This is a genomic window from Streptomyces venezuelae (assembly GCF_008642355.1).
GTDB classification, from domain to species: Bacteria; Actinomycetota; Actinomycetes; order Streptomycetales; family Streptomycetaceae; genus Streptomyces; species Streptomyces venezuelae_B.
On sequence record NZ_CP029193.1, the window covers coordinates 2781261 to 2799430 of the forward strand.

General features: G+C 69.2%; 17 protein-coding genes. 13 read left to right on the plus strand and 4 right to left on the minus strand.

Features of this window, described 5'->3' with window-relative positions; genetic code table 11:
- Positions 1 to 17 precede the first annotated feature (17 nt).
- The 3 genes from DEJ47_RS12785 to DEJ47_RS12795 are packed head-to-tail and all read left to right on the plus strand — an operon-like array spanning position 18 to position 2277.
- On the plus strand, positions 18 to 827 hold the full coding sequence (locus DEJ47_RS12785) for a DUF2797 domain-containing protein (RefSeq protein WP_223828331.1): 810 nt from the start codon (positions 18 to 20) through the stop codon (positions 825 to 827).
- A gap of 56 nt (positions 828 to 883) precedes the next feature.
- Entirely contained in the window at positions 884 to 1729 is an 846-nt protein-coding gene (locus DEJ47_RS12790; protein WP_150167893.1) for a class I SAM-dependent methyltransferase, read from the plus strand.
- The gene (locus DEJ47_RS12795; RefSeq protein ID WP_150167895.1) at positions 1726 to 2277 is read left to right on the plus strand and encodes an NUDIX hydrolase; all 552 of its coding nucleotides are present in this window, start codon (positions 1726 to 1728) and stop codon (positions 2275 to 2277) included. Before DEJ47_RS12790 ends, DEJ47_RS12795 begins: the two co-directional genes overlap by 4 nt.
- Positions 2278 to 2297: 20 nt before the next feature.
- Here the strand turns inward: DEJ47_RS12795 and DEJ47_RS12800 are convergent, their stop codons facing one another.
- The gene (locus DEJ47_RS12800; protein ID WP_190415380.1) at positions 2298 to 2828 is read right to left on the minus strand and encodes an NUDIX domain-containing protein; all 531 of its coding nucleotides are present in this window, start codon (positions 2826 to 2828) and stop codon (positions 2298 to 2300) included.
- Positions 2829 to 2970: 142 nt separating this feature from the next.
- On the opposite strand from DEJ47_RS12800, the gene DEJ47_RS12805 reads away from it, so the two are divergent.
- From DEJ47_RS12805 to DEJ47_RS12850, 10 genes are all read left to right on the plus strand, one after another.
- The gene (locus DEJ47_RS12805; protein WP_150167897.1) at positions 2971 to 4179 is read left to right on the plus strand and encodes a hypothetical protein; all 1209 of its coding nucleotides are present in this window, start codon (positions 2971 to 2973) and stop codon (positions 4177 to 4179) included.
- A gap of 342 nt (positions 4180 to 4521) precedes the next feature.
- Positions 4522 to 5397 carry an aminoglycoside phosphotransferase family protein gene (locus tag DEJ47_RS12810; protein ID WP_150167898.1) on the plus strand — a complete coding sequence of 292 codons (876 nt, stop codon included), beginning with the start codon at positions 4522 to 4524 and terminating at the stop codon, positions 5395 to 5397.
- A complete protein-coding gene (locus DEJ47_RS12815) occupies positions 5394 to 5861 on the plus strand; it encodes an NUDIX domain-containing protein (protein WP_150167900.1) in 468 nt (155 codons plus the stop codon). The genes DEJ47_RS12810 and DEJ47_RS12815 overlap by 4 nt, the downstream gene beginning before the upstream one ends.
- A complete protein-coding gene (locus tag DEJ47_RS12820; protein ID WP_223828332.1) occupies positions 5858 to 7834 on the plus strand; it encodes an ABC transporter ATP-binding protein in 1977 nt (658 codons plus the stop codon). Before DEJ47_RS12815 ends, DEJ47_RS12820 begins: the two co-directional genes overlap by 4 nt.
- A complete protein-coding gene (locus tag DEJ47_RS12825) occupies positions 7831 to 9153 on the plus strand; it encodes an MFS transporter (RefSeq protein WP_150167902.1) in 1323 nt (440 codons plus the stop codon). The genes DEJ47_RS12820 and DEJ47_RS12825 overlap by 4 nt, the downstream gene beginning before the upstream one ends.
- Before the next feature lie 116 nt (positions 9154 to 9269).
- Positions 9270 to 10406: an NUDIX hydrolase gene (locus DEJ47_RS12830; protein WP_150167904.1), complete on the plus strand. Its 1137-nt coding sequence runs from the start codon at positions 9270 to 9272 to the stop codon at positions 10404 to 10406.
- Between the two features lie 52 nt (positions 10407 to 10458).
- Positions 10459 to 11934, plus strand: a complete 1476-nt coding sequence (locus tag DEJ47_RS12835; protein ID WP_150167906.1) for an NUDIX domain-containing protein — start codon at positions 10459 to 10461, stop codon at positions 11932 to 11934.
- Entirely contained in the window at positions 11931 to 13190 is a 1260-nt protein-coding gene (locus tag DEJ47_RS12840) for a M15 family metallopeptidase (RefSeq protein ID WP_150167908.1), read from the plus strand. Before DEJ47_RS12835 ends, DEJ47_RS12840 begins: the two co-directional genes overlap by 4 nt.
- A 128-nt stretch (positions 13191 to 13318) precedes the next feature.
- Positions 13319 to 14221: an NUDIX domain-containing protein gene (locus DEJ47_RS12845; RefSeq protein ID WP_150167910.1), complete on the plus strand. Its 903-nt coding sequence runs from the start codon at positions 13319 to 13321 to the stop codon at positions 14219 to 14221.
- A gap of 31 nt (positions 14222 to 14252) precedes the next feature.
- The gene (locus DEJ47_RS12850) at positions 14253 to 15425 is read left to right on the plus strand and encodes a bifunctional class I SAM-dependent methyltransferase/NUDIX hydrolase (RefSeq protein WP_150167912.1); all 1173 of its coding nucleotides are present in this window, start codon (positions 14253 to 14255) and stop codon (positions 15423 to 15425) included.
- An 88-nt stretch (positions 15426 to 15513) separates the two neighbouring features.
- Here the strand turns inward: DEJ47_RS12850 and DEJ47_RS12855 are convergent, their stop codons facing one another.
- The 3 genes from DEJ47_RS12855 to DEJ47_RS12865 are packed head-to-tail and all read right to left on the minus strand — an operon-like array spanning position 15514 to position 18044.
- On the minus strand, positions 15514 to 16317 hold the full coding sequence (locus DEJ47_RS12855; protein ID WP_190415384.1) for a WbqC family protein: 804 nt from the start codon (positions 16315 to 16317) through the stop codon (positions 15514 to 15516).
- Positions 16259 to 16927 carry a YdcF family protein gene (locus tag DEJ47_RS12860; protein ID WP_150167914.1) on the minus strand — a complete coding sequence of 223 codons (669 nt, stop codon included), beginning with the start codon at positions 16925 to 16927 and terminating at the stop codon, positions 16259 to 16261. The genes DEJ47_RS12855 and DEJ47_RS12860 overlap by 59 nt, the downstream gene beginning before the upstream one ends.
- A gap of 16 nt (positions 16928 to 16943) precedes the next feature.
- A complete protein-coding gene (locus DEJ47_RS12865; RefSeq protein WP_150167916.1) occupies positions 16944 to 18044 on the minus strand; it encodes a helix-turn-helix domain-containing protein in 1101 nt (366 codons plus the stop codon).
- Between the last annotated feature and the right edge of the window lie 126 nt (positions 18045 to 18170).

Genomic DNA, 18170 nt, shown 5'->3' on the forward strand with positions numbered 1-18170 from the left:
TTGTCCACGCCCGCGTTATGAGCAGGCGCCTGGGATACCGGGTGAGCGGTACCGGCAGGTGGTGCACCGGCCGGTACCGGTTCGCCGACCGCGTCCGCGTCGAGGCCATCGCCTGCCCCGACCAGGCCCCGGCCGAAGCCGGCGGCCAGTGCGCGGCCTGCACAGGCCGGGACGACTTCCGCTTCGCCCACCGGTTCCACGATGGCGGGCACGTCCCCGACGCCCTGGCGTCGTACATGGCCCAGCCGCACTGGCTGTACCTGGCCACATTCGCCGACGGCACCACCAAGATCGGCACCGCAGCCGAGCCTCGCAAGCGCTCGCGCCTCGACGAACAGGGCGCGCTGATCGCCACCTACCTCACCCGGAGCGGCGACGGCCGCGCGGTGCGGTTCCTGGAGGACGCCCTCACCCGCCGCCTCGGCCTGACACAGACAGTGCGTGCCTCGGCCAAACTGGCGGCCCTGGCCGCACTGCGCGACCTCGCACCAGCTCACGCAGCCCACCAGCAGCACCTCGCCCGCGCAACGGAGGCCCTGAACGCCCTGGACGTCCCGGCCTCGCCGGAGCCGTGGACACCGCCCGGAGTAGGCGACCTGCTGCGAACCCCAGATGCGGGGCGCGCACTGTATCCGCACGACCCGCGCTCTGGTGAGCACGGTCTGACGGTGCTCTCCTGCCTCGGCTCCCAGGTCCTGGCCACCCTCGACGGCGACGGCGAACAACTGCCCCATCTGCTGGACCTCGGTGCCCTCAAGGGCCGGCGCATCATCCTCGGCGCCAAGTTCTCATCCCCGCCCGGCGCCGTACAGTCCGCGCTCTTTTGACCCTGCCCCCTCGGCCTGCACTGCCGGGCCGCCCCGAGAAGCGAGGCCACAGCCATATGGCACCCCAGGACGCCGTCCTCGGCTGGGACGAGGACAGCAACGCCGAAGCGTACAACGCCTTCACCCGCGAGCACCCCATGTACGACGCGACCAGCCGCGACCTCGCACGCCGAAGTCATCTGACCGACGCGAGCCTGGTGGTCGACCTGTGCGGCGGCGCCGGCGCGACCGCCCGCGCGATCCTGGGCGTGATTCCGGCCCAGGCCCGGGTCGTCTCCGTCGACAATGCCGCCGCGATGCAGCACGTCGGCCGCCGTGCCTTGGCCGATGCCCGCGTGACCTGGATTACCTCCCCGGCCGAACGGCTCGCCGATCACCTGCCGGCCAGCAGCGCCGATGCCGTGGTGTGCAACTCCGCGATCTGGAAGACCGACACCGCCACCGTGTTCTCGGCCGTCGCCCACGTCCTGCGCCCGGGCGGATACTTCGTCTTCAACATCGGCGGCGGCTTCGCCGGCGTCCGGCATCCTGACGAGCTGACCACCCGCACCGGGCCCTCCCTGAACGCCCTCATCCGCCAAGTCGCGGCCGATACACACGGATACATACCCCTCTCACGGGATGCAGGCGGGCCGCCGAAGTTGCCGCTGGAAACCGTGACCGGCCAACTGGCAGCAGCCGGAATGATCGTGGTCGACACAGAGGTCACCGCTCAGCACGGCACCGCGGCCGAAAAGAAGGCATGGCTGTCCATTCCCGTCTTTGCCCGGCCCGAAGGCAACTTCACTCACGCTCAGCGGATGCAGATCCTCGATGCCGCCTACGCCATGACCACCCCTGATGCCCCGACCGTGACGAGCTGGCTCGTCGTCGTCGCCCAACTGCCACAGGCCACCACATGACTCCCGCTGCCCCGGCTACCGGTGCCGGTGCCGGTGCCGGACTCTGTGATCACGCGAGCGTCGGGGTGCTGATCTCCTCTCCGAGCGGCCTGCTGGTGTTCGAGCGGGCGACTCCTCCGGCTGGCATCGCCCCGGTCGCCGGCCATGTCGACGAGCACGGCGGCCCCGAACAGGCAGCGCGCGCCGAGGTCACCGAAGAGGTCGGTCTCACCGTCACCCACCTGCACCCGCTGCTGAACCAATGGCGTCCCAACCACTGCCGCCGCACACCCATCGGACCGGTCGGCCACCGCTGGTGGATCTTCCAGGCCGAGGTATCCGGAACGCTCCGCCCCTCGCCCCGCGAGGTCAGCGCCCCGCGGTGGCTGCGCCCAACCCGTCTGCGGCAGTACGCCGCGCGGACCGCCGCATACGCCAACGGCCACCTGAATCGTGAGGAGTTCGAGCAGGAACCCGGCCTGGAGCCGGTGTGGTGCCGCTTCCTTCACGATCTTGACTTGGTCACCCTGGCCACGGCCGACCTGGACCGGATCGAGGCCGTCCTGTGAACGGCGGCCAGGAGCACACCTCAGCGGGATCCGACCACCCGGGCGGCTTCCAGACGGCGTGCGTGCGCATGGATCCGCTCGCGGTCCTCGGGGAAGACGCTGTCCCAGCCCGTGTCCAGGCGGAACCATGCGACCGGCTGGTTCTGCTCGCCGGCGAGCGGTACGTCGCGTCCGGCGACTGCGGCGTAGGACAGGCCCAGCGTCGCGGACCAGTCGGCCCGGTAAGAGCGCACCGCCACGGCTGCGGGCTCACGCAGCAGCTCGCAGTGCAGGCCGGTCTCCTCCAGCAGCTCCCGTGCCGCTGCCGCACGCGGCGCCTCGCCCAGCTCGACCTTTCCGCCCGGCGGCACCCACCCGCGTACGCGGTGCTTGACCAGCAGGACGTACTCGAAAGCTGGGTCGGTGACCCACACCTCGGCGGCCAGCGGCTCCATGGGGTGCCGACGCGCTTCCTCCAGCCAGGCCCGCGCACCGTCGAACTCCCAGGCTGCGAGGCGGGCGTCCGCAACCACCTCGTCCAAGATCACCGGACTGACTTCACCATGACTCATCCGTCCCACCCTAGGCCGCTGGCCCAGCCGGACGGCGTAATGACGAGCAGGCAGCCGTCCGGTGATGTCCGCCCGCCCCGGTGCCTGCGCCGGGCTGCGGGGCGATCATCCGCGGTGCCCGGTTCGCACGAAGGAGACCAGCGTGCACGATGAAACGACACTGGCTCGGGGAGCGTGGGTCGTCCTCGGCGGCATCCACCTACTCAACCGCACCGCGCCGCGGCGACCGGACGAGCCGGTCGTACTCGTCAAGGTGCCGCCGCAGGAGGTGTGCAGGCCGGCCACCACCGTGATCGTCCGCTGGCAGACCCTGGGGCACTGCCCGGCCCAGGCGCTCCTCTCCAACGGCACCCGCCTCGCGGCGGCCGGCATTGATGGCGACGCACTGTTCCCCGACGGCATCGCAGGCCCCGCCCTGCACGGACTGATCGGCGCCGAAGCTATCCCCAGTCTGGTGCCGCTGTGCTACCTGGCCGAACACCCCGGCGGCGGCTACCACGCCTACGCACAGGTCCGCTTCCACCCCGAGGACGCCTGCTTCATCCGCACCACCCCAGAGCCCGTCGGCCTCGGTCCAGTCGAAGACCTGCGCTGGTTCGAGCCCGTGCTGACAGCGCACGCCGAGTCGAGCATGGCGCTCAACAACCATCTGCGGTACTTCCGCAAGCACTTCACCGGCACCGAGCTGGAGTTCAAGTACACCCTCGACCCGGCACCGGACATCTGGGCCGCGTCCATGGAACTACTCAAGGCGCTGCGCGACGGCAAGTTGGAAGGCTGCCGCCCGGAATACCGGGAGGAATTCCAGATCCACCACACCGAGAACCACCTGTTCGACGTCACCGGCCCCGAGCCCGAGATCGGCTACGCCTCCTTCATCCCCACCGTCACCGCCGAGCACGTGCTCAAACGCAAATGGTTCACCCAGGACGCTTTTGCCCGCCGCGAGGAACTCACTCCCGGCCTCGACCTCACCCCTGATCGCTTCGGGCCGTACTTGCGCGACGAACTGGGCCTCCAGGTCCGGGCCATGCCGCCCTTCCAGCGCGTGCGCTACGACATCCAGTGCGAGTCGCTGCGCACCGGACACATCTACGGCATCTTCCTCGACCGGTGCGCCCTCCTGGCCGCCCCCGACGTCATGCTCTCCCAGTGCGAGCTGGAGTACCTGCGCTCACGCAGCATCCTCGACCACGCCCAGGACGAGGTCCTCACTGAGATGCAGCGGATCAACACCTGGCTCGGCGAGTACCTCGCCCAGCACGGCTGGGCGGCCGAGCACACCTTCTACTCCAAACGCAGCTTTCTCCGCGACGCCCTCACTCGCCGCCCGGACCTCGCCACCCCATGACCGCCCACGCGGCCCCCGGCAATCCCCCGCTGGAGGTACCAGAACCCACACGAGTGATCGAACACACCATCACAGACCACCGCACCCAGCCACAGAAGGGAAGGGCCCATTATTCGAAATCAGGTTCTAGATTTCGCCCGCTTACACCCATTACGGCGACAGCAAACCCGCCGTTACCCGATCACCTGTCCGCATCTCGCCCCGAGGAGCCCACATGCATCCCGTACTCGTTCATCCTGCGTTCGAAAACCCCACCGCCTCCTCGGGCACCCTCCACCGCGTCAGCTCCGAACACGCCGTAGTCCTCGCCGACGGTTCACGACCGGATACGAGGTACCTGGCATGACGGACTCGACTCGTCTGCCCTCACCCCTCCAAGCTTGGGTGGAAAGTGTGCTGGGGCCCCTGGACGGGGTGCGGGACTCCTCGCACGACCGTGACAACTCACAGGTGTGGCGGGTGAGCAGTGCCGCCGGGGACCACTATGTGAAAGTGGCGCCCAAGCCCATCCTCTACACGCGGGAAACCCGCGCCTATCGGGAGGCCGTCCCTCACCTCGGCCACGGCAACGCCCCTGTGCTGCAGGACAGTTCCGCTGAACTACTCGCCCTGATCCTGACGGCCGTGGATGGCGAGCCCTTGAAGGATGAGCGGTCACCATCGCGCCGCCGCGCGGCCCACCGGCAGGCCGGCCAGCTCCTGCGCCGCCTCCACGGCACGCTGGCCGGCGCCCTCGGCCAACCGGAGACGGACAGGATCGTCGACAGCACGGTCACCGGCCTGGACAAGCACATCGCCGAGGCCGGCGACCACCTGTCTGCCGTGGAGGCCGGTGTTCTGCGGCAGCTGGTGAGCACGCTGCCCGACTGCGGGCCGCTACCGGCTGGGCTGCAGCATGGTGACTTCTGGGAGCGCAACCTGCTCTGGGACGGACAGAGGTGCGCACTGATCGACTTCGAGCGCAGCGCACTGGGCCCGTGCGTCGCCGACTTCGTCAAACTCGCCACCTCGTTGTGGCCGGATCATCCCGACCTGCGGACGGCCCTGTTCGAGGGGTACGGCAGGCCCCTTTCCGCGGCGGAGAGCGAGGCGCTTGCCGCATTCGCCGCCGCTGACGCTGCCAGTGCCCTCGCCTACGGTCCCCGGCACGGCGATGCGCTGGTGACCGCGCGAGGCCGGCGCACCGTCGAGCGACTCGCACGGGAGGGGGGCCTGTGAAGCACACGCCTCACCTGCTGATCGCCGACGTGGCGCAAGTCCTGCTTCGGTCGAACGGATCCGCCCTGTGCGTACGCCGCAAGGCAGATGCCCCCCTCGCTCCGGGCCAGCTCACGATCGTGGGCGGCCACCTGGAGACCGGTGAGCCGCTCGATCACGCGGCGCGGCGTGAAGCGCGGGAGGAAGCAGGGGTCCTCATCAGCGCAGACCAGCAGGAGTTCTGCGGCCTCATCCACCACCACGCCCCGGACGGCGAGGCAGACCGGATCACCGCCGTGTTCGTGACCCAGTCGTGGACAGGCGAGCCCTACAACGCCGAGCCGGACACACACGAAGGGCTCTTCTGGGTGCACATGGAGAAGCCGTCGCCGGACTGCCACCCCTACACCGCCACGATCTTCCACATGCTCACCCACGGCCCGTCCTACCGGGCCGTCAACTGGCCTGCAGGAGGCGCTCGGTGAAGAAGCTCTTCGGCAGGATCACCAAGGCGGACACGAAGATCAGCGAGGCGGAGCTGGAGCTGTTCGGCGGGCCGCTGCGGTACGACATGGGGTGGAGCACTCACGAGTACGCACGACTCGACCTCACATTGTGGGGTGCACTGAAGTCGCTGCCACGTCTCGTGGGGCGGACGGTCGCGCTGGCCTGGCGGACCGACCGGCGCTCCCTGATCACCGTCGGTGTCACAGAGGTGGGCCAGGGCGTCGCCACGGCATTCAAGTTGCTGGCCGTCAACGCTGCCCTGCACGCCGTCCTCGCGGCCGGCACAGATGTGCGGGGCCTGCGGCACGCGCTGCCCGCCGGGGTCCTGCTCGTGGTGATCAACAGCATCAACGCCCTGCTCGCTTCCTGGTCGACCTCGGCCGCGGGAAGCCTGGAACCCAAGGTCGAGCGAGCCGCTTCCGAGCAGTACCTGACCGCCTGCGAACGCGTCGAGATGGAGGCGATCGAGGACGGCGAGTTCCGCGAGCTGATCGACCGCGCCCAGTACGGGGCGAACGAGGCACGCCACATGATCGGCTCCAGCGTGGCCGCCATCAACAGCGTCCTGTCCCTGGTCGCGTCCGGCGGGGTGCTGCTCTCGCTCAACCCGGCTCTGCTGCCGATGCTCGTCCTGATCGTGGCGCCGCGCGGCTGGGGCGTCATGCGGGTAGCCCAGCAGCGCTACGCCTCGACCATGTCCTGGGTGGAGCACCTGCGGGCCAGCCGGGTGCTGTCGAACCTCCTCACCTCCGTCACCGCCGCGCTGGAGGTACGCGTCCATGGGGTTGGCACCTACCTGCTGCGCCACTTCAAAACGATGTCGCACACGGCGGAGAGCGAGCAGGAGCGCCTGGCGCGCGACAAGGCCCGCACGGAACTGCTGGCCTCCGCCCTCCAGGGCGTCGGCTACCTCCTGACGTTCACGCTGATGATCAGCCTGTGCCTGACCGGGCACATGAGCGTGGCCGCGTTCGGCACCGCCGCCATGGCCCTCAACTCCGGCTCCGCCGGCATCGGCGCGCTGGTCAGCACCATGAGCCAGCTGCATGAACAGTCCCTGTACGTGGCTGATCTGTCCGAGTTCCTGGTGCGGGCGCAGGAGCGTGCCATCCCTGATGCCGGCCTTCCGCTGACGGAACGCCCGCGCTCCATCAGCCTGGAGAAGGTTTCCTTCTGCTACCCCGGGCGGACCGAACCTGCGGTCAAGGAAGTGACGTTCACCATCCCGCTGGGCAGTGTCATCGCCTTGGTTGGTCCGAACGGGAGCGGTAAGTCCACGCTGGTCCGGCTGCTGTCCGGCCTCCACCTGCCCGACGCCGGCCGGATCCGCTGGGACGAGGTGGACGTCGCGGCTGCCGACCGGCGCCAGCTCTTCAGCCACGTCAGCCTGCTCACCCAGACATTCGAGCGCTGGCCGTTCACCGCAGGGACCAACATCCGCATCGGCCAGCACGACCGCACCGCCTCCCCGGAGGGCCTGGCAGCCTCCGCCTTGTACTCGGGTGCGGACACTGACATCGCAGCCCTGCCGCGGGAGATGAACACGCTCCTGGGCAAGCAGTTCCGGGGCGGCCACGACCTGAGCGGAGGCCAATGGCAGAAAATCGGGCTGGCGCGTGCCCACTTCCGTGACGCCTGCATGATCATCGTGGATGAGCCGACCTCGGCGCTCGATCCGGACGCCGAGCAACGTGCCTTTGAGCAGATCCTGGGGCTTGCCGGCCCTGACCGGATCATCGTCCTGGTCACCCACCGCATGGCGGCGGTCCGGCACGTCGACCACATCTTCGTCATGCACGAAGGGCGCCTCGTCGAGCAGGGCAGTCACGCCGAGCTGTTCGCCGCCGAACCTGCCAGCCGCTACGCGCGGATGTACCGCCTCCAGGCCGAGCAGTACGAGTACCCCTCCGTGCCCCGGCCCGCCCGGCCCTCAACCTCCGAGCCCGCATGACCAGCCCCCGGCGCGCCCCGTCCCTCTGGCGGCACCGCGACTTCCGCCGGTACCTGACGGGCCAGGCGGCCAGCGTGGCAGGCAGCTCGATCACCTCTATGGCCCTGCCCGTGCTCGCCGTCGTGCACCTGCACGCCACCACCGCACAAGTCGCCGTCCTGGCTTTCCTGGGCCAGCTGCCACCAGCGCTGCTGGCTCTGCACGCCGGAGCGCTCGCCGACCGGCACTCGAAGAAGCAGCAGATGATCGTCAGCGACCTGATCTGCGCGACCGCGCTGGCGACGGTGCCCGTCGCGGCAGCACTGGGACGGCTCACCATCGAACAGCTCATGGTCGTGGCCGTCGTGCAGGGGGCGGCGGGGGTAATGCAGGATGCTGCGGCGATCAGCCTGCTGCCGTCTCTGGTCGATCGAGCACTGATCCAACGTGGCAACAGCAGGATCGGCGCCTTGTTCGCTGTCGCGGCGACGGGTGGCAGCAACCTCGGAGCCCTCTTGACCGCGGTAGCGGGACCGGCGCGGGCCCTCGTCGGCGACGTCGTGTCCTACCTGGTGAGCGCCTGGTGCACCCTGCGGATCCAGTCCCGAACGACTTCCCCGCCCCGAGCACGGCGTGCGATGCGGACCGAGATCATGGAGGGGGTCCGCTACGTCCGCGCTGATCCCCGCCTGGCCGTACTGACCTGGGTGAACACGACCATTTCCTTCGCCTTGGCGCTCTTGAACTCGCTCTGGGCGCTGTATCTGTTGCGGTCTTTGCACATGAGCCCGACCGCGTTCGGCGTCGTTCTGGGAGGGGGCGCTATGGGCGCTGCCGTCGGCGCGCTGGCCGCACCACTCCTCGCGGACAGGTATGGGCCGGGCCCGATGATGCTCGCCGCGCTCGCCGTCACGCCCCTGACGCAGGTCCCTCTCCTGGTCGCCTCCCCCGGACTCGCCTGGGAGGTCGTGATCGCCGGCGCCCTGTTCGTGCAACTCGCCTGTGCGGGCGCAGCTGGAACCACGCAGCGTTCGATCCGGCAGATGGTCACACAGCCCGCCATGCAGGCCCGCATGCAGGCCGTGAGTACGTGCCTGACCTCGGCCGGCAGACCGCTGGGAGCCCTTGTCGCGGGAGTCCTGGGCACAGGAGTCGGGGTGCGCGCCGCGCTGGTCGCCGGAACCGGACTGCTGACCGTTCCGTTCCTCGTCCTCCTGCTCTCCCCACTGCGAGGGCTGCGCGAGATGCCCGTGCCCACGTCGAGCGGGGAAGACCTCCGTCAGGGCCCCGCACCACTCGGCGCCCTCCCGTCCTCCTCTCCGAAAGGTGCAACTGAGTGACGAGCGAGCTCGACGACGGCAAGGGGAACCGCAGCACCGGATGAACACCGGCGCATCACGATCGTCCCGCTGGTAGGCGTACCTTCGCCCGCCCACCACCTGAAAGGCAGAGCCCTGTGGCCTCTCCCGTTAGCCCTGCAGATCACCCCGCCCCGGGTGCTTTTGAACCCGAAGACCAGTACGCCTCGTCCCGGCATGCGGCGTGGCTCGGCGCGGCGGCGATCATCACCGACGAGGTGGGCCGGGTCCTGCTGGTGCACCCCACCTACCGCAAGGACGACTCGTGGCTGCTGCCCGGAGGCGTCGTCGAAGCCGGCGAACACCCGCACGTCACCTGCCGACGCGAGATCACAGAGGAACTGGGCCTGGATCTGCCCCTGTCGGCCGTGCTCGCCGTCCACTCCTTCTCCGCGCACCACCCCGACCTCCAGCCCGGCACGCCATGCCCCGGAGAGGTCCGGTTCGTATTCGACGGAGGAACCCTCACCCCCGACCAGGTGGCGACGATCCGGCTGCCGCACGAGGAGCTGTCCGAGTACGCCTTCCAGGAGACCCGGGACGCAGTGCAACGGCTGCGGCCCGTGGACGGGCGGATCATGCTCGCCGCCTACCGAGCCCGGCTCGGGAACACCGCGACCGCGCACCTCGCCGACGGCCAGCACATCCTCGACGTCCCGGCCCTGGACCGGCTCGACGTCCACGTCCGCTACCGGCCCTTGTGGGACAGTCCGCTCCACCGCGGACCCGTCCCCGACCAACTGCCCGTGCAGCAGACGTGGGCGTGGTGCTTCGTCCCCGACGGCCGGGTCGTCGTCGTGGCCGACCCCGGCCCGCGGGGCGCGCTGCCGATGCTGCCCGGTGGCACCGTGGAGAGCACCGATACGACGCCCGAAGAGACCCTCCACCGCGAGGCTAAAGAGGAAGGCCAGCTCACGCTGGCCGATCCGGTACGGCTGGGCTGGGTGCTGGACGAGAACGGCGAGGTCTACGGCGGCGTAGGGCCCAACGCGAGGCTCCGCCTGGCCGCCAGGGTCACCGCCATCGGACCGGCGGCCGTCGATCCCGCCACCGGTCGGCCCTTCGCCCGCCTGCTCGCCACGCCCGCCCAGGCAGCCGCCCTGTTGGGCTGGGGCCAGCCCGGCGCGCGACAGGCCCAAATCGCCGCGGGCGTGGCACGCGAGCAATGGCGGCTGCCCACCGCTTTCGCTGCAGTCATCGAGGAGATCCCGGCGGCGGGGATGCGGCTGAGCTGACCCGACCCCCACCTCGACTCGTCCCCCTTCCCATGCATCTCTGAGGTAGCCCATGCCGTTGTCGCACGACCACGTCCGCACCACCGTCGAGACCTACCTCGCTCGCCACCCGCACGAGCGCGAGCAGCTCGCCGACTTCTTGAATGCCCTCGACCGGACCGGCGAGGACATCGCCAGCCGTTCCACCTTCACGGGACACGTCACCTGCGGCGCTATCGTCCTCGACGATCTTGGCCGCGTCCTGCACGTGCTGCACCTAGCCAGCGGGAAGTTTCTCGCCCCCGGCGGACATACCGAGCCATCGGATGAGTCCCTGGCCAGAGCAGCGCTGCGAGAACTGCACGAGGAGACCGGGATCTCGCCCCAGGCCGTCACGCCGTGGCCCGGCTACGAGACAGTGCCGTTCGACATCGACATCCACGACATCGATGCCCACGCGGCCAAGGGCGAGCCCGGCCACCAGCACTACGACCTCCGGTTCCTCTTCCGCCTGCGCAAAGTGAACGAGACACCGGTGGTCCTGCAGGAAGAGGAGGTCGGCGGCATCGAGTGGCGGCCCATGGACCGGGCGGCCTCCCCTTCCCTGCGAGAGAAGCTGGTCAAGCTCCCGCTCCAGACCGAACCGGAGACAGCCAACGCGTCCGCCCTGATCTACAACGACCGTGGCGAGTACCTGCTCCACCTACGCGACTATTTCCCCGGCCAGATCTGGGAGCCGGGCATGTGGTCCCTGCTCGGCGGCGGCCGAGAGCGCCAGGACGCCACTTTGGAACACACCGTGCGGCGCGAACTGGCCGAGGAGGCCGGGCTCGCTCTCGCAGACCTGACCCCGTTCGGCACCGAGTACGCCTCCAACGACGCCGGAGCGGCGGTACCCATCGCCATCTACGCCGGCCGCTGGAACGGTGAGCCACGCGAACTCCCCCTCACCGAAGGGGTGATGCTCGCCTGGTTCGCCCCCGAGGACCTTTACCGCCTGCGCATCGCTGACACCACCAGCGACCTCGTACGACGCCATGCCGCCAGCCTTCCGGCGACGCAGAGCGGGCCCGCAACCGAGGGACGAAGTCTGGCCTCACCACGTGGCACAGTCCCCAACATCATCGGTGTCCACCTCTACCTGGAGCGACCCGACGGGACGGTGCTGCTCGGACTGCGCCACCCCGACTCCGCATTCGCGCCATCCACATGGCATGTGCTGGCCGGCCACTGCGGGAACGAGAACGCCATCGCCTGCCTGCTCAGGGAGGCCCAGGAGGAAGCCGGCCTTCACATCGAGCGCCAGGACGTCGAACTCGCCCACGTCATCCACCACATCGGCAAGCCCAAATACCCGCCCCGCATGGGCCTCTTCTTCCGCGCGCGAACCTGGAGCGGCGAGCCTGAGCTACGCGAGCCGGACAAATGCACCCAGTGGAAATTCTGGGACCCCTCCGCACTCCCCGACAACCTCGTCCCGTACACCCGGGTGGCCATCGAGGCCATCCAGAACGGGGAGCTGTACAGCGAGACGGGCTGGCCCGCATGACCGGGGCACCAAGCGGTACACACCGCCGCACCTCCACTGCACTTGCGACCGGACGTGAAGACACCCGCCTCGTAGTGATTCGCGGCAACTCGGCGTCGGGCAAGTCAAGCGTGGCCCAGGGCCTGCGAGATCACCACGGCCGCGGCATCGCGATCGTGGGCCAGGACGTGATCCGCCGGAACGTGCTCCGGGAACACGACACCGCACGCGGCGCCAACATCGCCCTACTCAGCAGGATCGCACGCGAGGCTCTCGACGCAGGCTTCCACGTCGTGCTCGAAGGAATCCTCTACGCGGACCGCTACGGCCACATGATCACCTCTCTGGTACGCGACCACCGCGGCATCTCCAGCTGCTACTACCTGGACGTACCGCTGGAGACGACGTTGGCCCGACACGCCTCGAAGGCAGATGCCGCCTACCTGGAGCAAGTCACCGACGACCACCTCGTCTCCTGGTACCGCGAGCTGGATCTACTGCCTGACGGTCTGGAGACCGTGGTCCAAGCCGACAGCACATTGCAGGACACCATTGCGCGCATCCTGCGCGAAACCGGCCTCGCTCCTACCCCGACGCCGCAGTACAAGCCATTCCAGGGAGACTCGATGAGCAGTCTGGTGCTGATGTCCGATCCGCAGGTCGCCGCGATCCCGGTGAGGGAGTGCGGGGAACCGCTCGTCGACGTGCGCGACCACGGCCTCCGCGTCGATCCCCGCAAGGAAGATCCGCTGGGCGCGTTCGCCCACGTCCGCGAGGGTGTCCTGGCCCGGCTGATGCACGCGCGCTCGCTCCTGCCCGCCGGCATCGACCTGCTATTCATCGAGGGCTACCGGCCACTGTCCCTCCAAAGACGCTACTTCACCGAGTACCGGCAGGAGTTGGCCGTTGCGCAGCCCGAGTGGACGGCTCAGCAGCTGCACCAGGCCGCGAGCCGGTACGTGTCGCCGCCGGATATCGCGCCCCACTCCGCGGGCGCGGCCGTGGACATCACGCTCGTCGACCAGGACGGCCACGAGCTCGACCTCGGCGCCCGCGTCAACGCCTCCCCCGAGGAAAGCGACGATGCCTGCTTCACGCACGCCCCGAACCTCAGCAAGTCCGCGCGCCACCACCGCGCTCTGCTACTCGACGCCATGGAAGGCGCCGGATTCACGAACTACGGAACGGAATTCTGGCACTTCTCGGCGGCAGACCGCTACGACGCACTGATGCGGAGCGAGCCCTACGCGCGCTACGGACCGATCGAACTGCCCTAGCACGCCGGCAGCCGCGTCCACTTCTTCAATCCCCGCACCGTCCCGGAAGCACCGGAACGTGGCCACTCCACCTCGGTCCGGTTGCGGTCCCGGACAGCAACGGACGATGTGCATCAACGGAGGTACGTATGCCTGACGGCACCAAGCACGTGATCCCGGCGGTCCCAAGTCCGGCGACCGGCGGCGAACCACCAGAGCACCACATGCACCTGCTCGGCCGGTACTACCGCCAAGTGGAAGCCGGCCGCAAGACGATCGAGGTGAGGGTGGCCACCCCGAACAAGCGCGCCCTGGTCAGCGGCGACACGCTCGTCTTCCACGATCGGGACACCGAGCGGGAACTCGACGTCGTCGTGCAGCAGATCACACCGTACGCCTCCTTCGAGGACCTGCTCGACTCGGAGGACGCCGCACGTATCGACCCTGATGCCCCGCGCGCAGAGCTGCTCGCCAACCTCCGCAGCCTCTACCCGCCGGACATGGAAGCCCTCGGCGTTCTCGCCCTCGCCTTCGACCACCGGCCTGCCCGGCCCGGACGCCCCATGCCGATGACGGCCGACGAGTACGCGCAAACCGTCCCGCACCACACGGTGTACGGCTGCTTCTACATCCGCGACGAGCACGACCGGCCGGTTCAACTCCGGTCGGTGTACGGATCGAGACTCTGGCAATTCCCGGGCGGCAACCTGGACGCTGTGGGCGAGGACCCACTGCAGACCGCACGGCGCGAAGCGGTCGAGGAGACCGGCCTCGAACTCGGGCTGGATACGTCGAAGCTGCTCCTGACGCACTTCCTGCACACCGGGCCCCGTATGCCGCTGAACAAGGTGGGATTCATCTTCGACGGGGGCCGACTCACCACCGACCAGCTCGGTCGTATCCGCCTCGATCACGCCGAGCACGACATGTGGGCCGTCCACGATCTCGCCACCTGGCAGGAGCTGATGGCACCGCGCGCCTTCGCCCGCCTCGACGCCATCGAACGAGCCCGGCGTGGCGAGGGCCCCGCCTACCTGATCACGCACACCTGACCCCTAAACACCCGCCCACTAGGAGGCAACCGTGCCCGCCAAGGACACCAACACCCGGGCCTGGCAGGTCTACGGCCAGCGTCAGATCGGGCACGGCTACGTGCCGCCCGTGCCCGAGACGATCGGCTGGGGCCCGTGGGACGGCGTCGGCCCAGGCACCGAGATCCTCGGCGTCCTCACCGGCAAGCGCGTCCTGGACATCGGCTCCGGCGCCGGACACCACGCAGTACACCTGGCCCGCGACCATGGCGCACACGTCACCGCCGTCGAGCAGTCCGCCACACAGCATGAACGCGCGGTCCGCCACTTCGGCAACCGGCCCGGCATCGAATGGGTCCACGGCGATGTCATCGAGCACCTGCGCGCGGTCGAGCCGTACGACGCCGCGTATGCGATCGGCACCCTCGCCTACACCGATCCGCACGAACTGCTGCCTGCCCTGCGCGACGGGCTGGCCCCGCACGCCCCGCTGATCTTCTCCTGCCTGCATACGGACCTGCACGGACGCGGCCCCTCCACGAGCGTCGTGCCGCGCGAACAGCAGCTTCTGCTTCGCAAGGACCCGCCGATCACGGTGGACATGTACGTTCTGGCCCCGCTCTTGTGGGAAGACTTGCTGACCGAGTACGGCTTCCAGGTCGAGGCCAGCGACCTGCTCACCGCCCCCTCCACGGACAACCCGGTCCGCCACCAGCTGATCCGCGCCCGCCGCGTCCCGGATCGGCCTTCCCTGATCACCAGCCGCCCGCGCAGCAACCGGCCCCCTGCCCCGCACGCAGCAATCGGCGTCGGCGCCATCCTCGTCGGCCAGCAGGGTCTCCTCCTGGGCCGCCATCGCCGTGGTACTCGCGAACTTCCCGGAGGGTCCGTGGAGGCCGGGGAGTCCCTGGAGCAGACGGTGGTGCGCGAGCTGGCCGAGGAGACCGGCCTGTCTGCGCGCATCGAGGACGTCACGCTCCTGGGCACCCTCGTCGATCACGTCGGCGACGTCGTACGCCTCACCGTGGGCGCCCTCGTCACCGCCTGGGAAGGGGAACCCGCTGACCAGGCCGGCGAGAGCATCGGCGACTGGAGCTGGTGGCCGCTCGACGAACTACCCGACGAGCTGTTCGTGTGCAGCGCCCAGATCCTCACGGCCTGGCGGCCCGACCTGCCCATCGATCACCCACCAACGCACTTCAACGCCTTCGCCCCGGCCCGGTAGGCGCCGCTGGCACGACAGCCGTACCCGGCGTCTCCTGCAACATGACATCGGTGCGGCACCCCGATAGCAACACACCGCTCAACATCGCCTATGCGTCAAGCCGCATCCGAGGCATCGGAACGGTACCGACGGGGAGGGCATGGAGGCGTGCAGCTAGGGCTGGGGGGCCGAGTGCGGTCAGGGCCCAGAGGGCACTGAGTCGGCGGCCGGTGGACCAGATGCCGGTGGTCGGCGGCCGAAACGGGGCCACGGCGATGTTCCGGGCCGTGAACGGGGCGGAGTCGAGATAGGTCATGCCGCCGGTCCCGCACAGATAGGTACGGGCACCGGTCGCGACGGCCAGGTCTGCGAGCCGGACTGACCGGCCCGGCCGGGCGGGTAGCTGGCTGCTGGTGAGGATCTGGCCACGCCAGCCGAGCAGGTCCAGCAGGACGCGGGTGGATATCTCAGCGACGGCCGCAGTCCGGCCGGTGGAAAAGGCGTCGAGCATGGGGTCCAGGACCTTCGCGAGAGCAGGCCAGTGTGGGCTGGTGCCATAGTGCTGCTGCAGCATCCCGGTGGTCCGCCGGCGAGCGAGTCCGGGGTCGTCGATCACGGCGTCCCGGATAAGGGTGGGCCGTCCGCCGGGGAGGCGTGTGGGGATTGTGAGCCACTGCTGACGGGCCAGGTCGTCAAGGTCGGCGAGCCGGGCTCGGTGCTGGTAGTCGCGGCGGGTGAACTGCACGTCGTCCAGGACGATCCAGTAGTCCGCCGCGAACAGCTTGGCCAGCGTGGTCAGCCGGGGCAGGAAGTTCGGCTGGTGAATGGCGCACAGCCCGCCCGGCTCGGGCAGGTCAGGAAGCGATGAGGCGGCTGGTGAAGCCGTCGCGGATGAGGGATTCGTACGCGGCATGCACGTCCTCCGGGACCTCCTGCTCGATGGCGAATCCGAGCTTTGGATACTCGATGACCCGCTGGAGGTCGCCGACGAGCATGTCCAGAACGAGCTTCTCGTCGCCGATGGACTTCAAGTAGTCGTCGAACTCCAGCGGCTCCGACGCGCAGAGGATCTCGACGTCGGGCCACAGCTTGCGGGCGGTCGCGAACGACCGCCGTTCCATATATGGCTTGGAGACCAGCAGCACCGTCTTCGGCCGGATCCCTGCGTCGGCGAGGACCTCACGGGAGAGGGTGATGTTCTGCCCGGTGTTCCCCGCGTTCGGCTCGAGCAGGATCGCGTCGGCGGGGACGCCGAGGTCGATGGCGTGCTCGCGGAAGTGGACGGCCTCACCGCGCGGGAAGACCTTGGCGGTGGTGGGGCTGTTGCCACCGGTGAAGATCAGGGCCGAGAAGAGTCCGGCCTGATAGAGGTCGGCGGAGTGGGTGGCGACGCCGAGGTCGTGGCTGCCCAGTCCGATCGCTACGTCGACGGGCCGCAGCTCGTGGCTCATCTGGTGGTAGTCCCAGATGAGCTTGGCCTGGCGCCACTGGTCCTCGGTGATGGCCTGCTGGTTGTCGCTCACGCGTTGTTCTCCCTGGTCACCGTTGCCGGGGGCCGGTCGGCCCCTCGCTCATGGCCTTGATGCCCTCGATACTGCGCAGTTGGTGCACGAGTCCGTACTGCGCGGCTGTCCTGGCGGCCTGGTCGAGGACGAGGTGTCCATCATCCCGGGTCGCTGCGTCGGAGAGCAGGATGTGGCCATGAGCGGTGTCCAGTCGCACGCGTTGCATCGGTGATTCGGTGGTTCCGCTGTTGCGGGCGATGTCGATGAAGTACAGGGCCTGGGTAAGGTCGCCGGCGCCGCGGGCGGCGAGGGCGAGTTTCTGGTGGGCGACCGACCAGTCGTCGGGTTCCTGGAGGTCTTCGAAGTCGCGGGTCGCGGCCTGCATGACGCGGGTCGCATAGTCGTGGTTGCCGTCCTTGCTCAGCGCGGTCCCCACCCACAGTCGGGCCCTGGCGCGGTCGCGGCGCGAGAGCCGGTCGTCGACAGCGAGGGTTTCGTAGTGGTGGGCGGCGATCTCCAGCTTCCCGGACATCTCCGTGACGACCGCGAGGGACAGGTCGAGCTGGGCGACGCGGCGGGGGATGTCGAGCTGGGTGAAGACGGAGCGGGCGCCAGCATAAGAGTGCTGGGCGGAGAGCGGGCCAAGGACGACGCCCTGGTCACGCTTAAGGTCGCCGAGCAGGGCGGTCGAGCGGGCGAACAGATACAGGCCCTTGTCGTCGAGTTCGGGGGCCTTGAACCGGCCGAGCCAGCGCGCCAGGAGGCTGTCGGCGAAGGTGAAGTTCTGCCTGGACAGGGCGACGACCACACGGTCCAAGTCGTCGGCCCAGGACTCGTACTCCCAGGCCCGGGGACCGGAGGCGGTGACACGGCGCCCGGCGCTCTGCACGGCGCTGATCGTCTCGGACAGGAGCGTCTCGAAGCGCAGGTGGACGGCAGCATCTGCGCGGCCGAGCGCGGTGTCGAGGATGGCCTGGGTGTCGGGTCTAGGCTCGGTGGCGGCGAGTTTGGACTCCCACTTGGAGACCGTCGCGACCGCCAGGCCGAGGTCTTGGGCGAAGGCCCGCACGCTCAGCCGCAGTGCGAGCCGCAGGGCCTTGGCCTCCAGGCCGGTCCAGTGGTGCACGGTCGCCACACGTCACTCCCTTCCGCCAGCCATCGAAGCACGGTCCGTGCAGTCGGCGGGACGGAAGTGGAACGGAAGTAGAACATGCGGTGATTGGCCCGGAGTTGGCGGGCGGCCCACGCTCAAGACGTCACC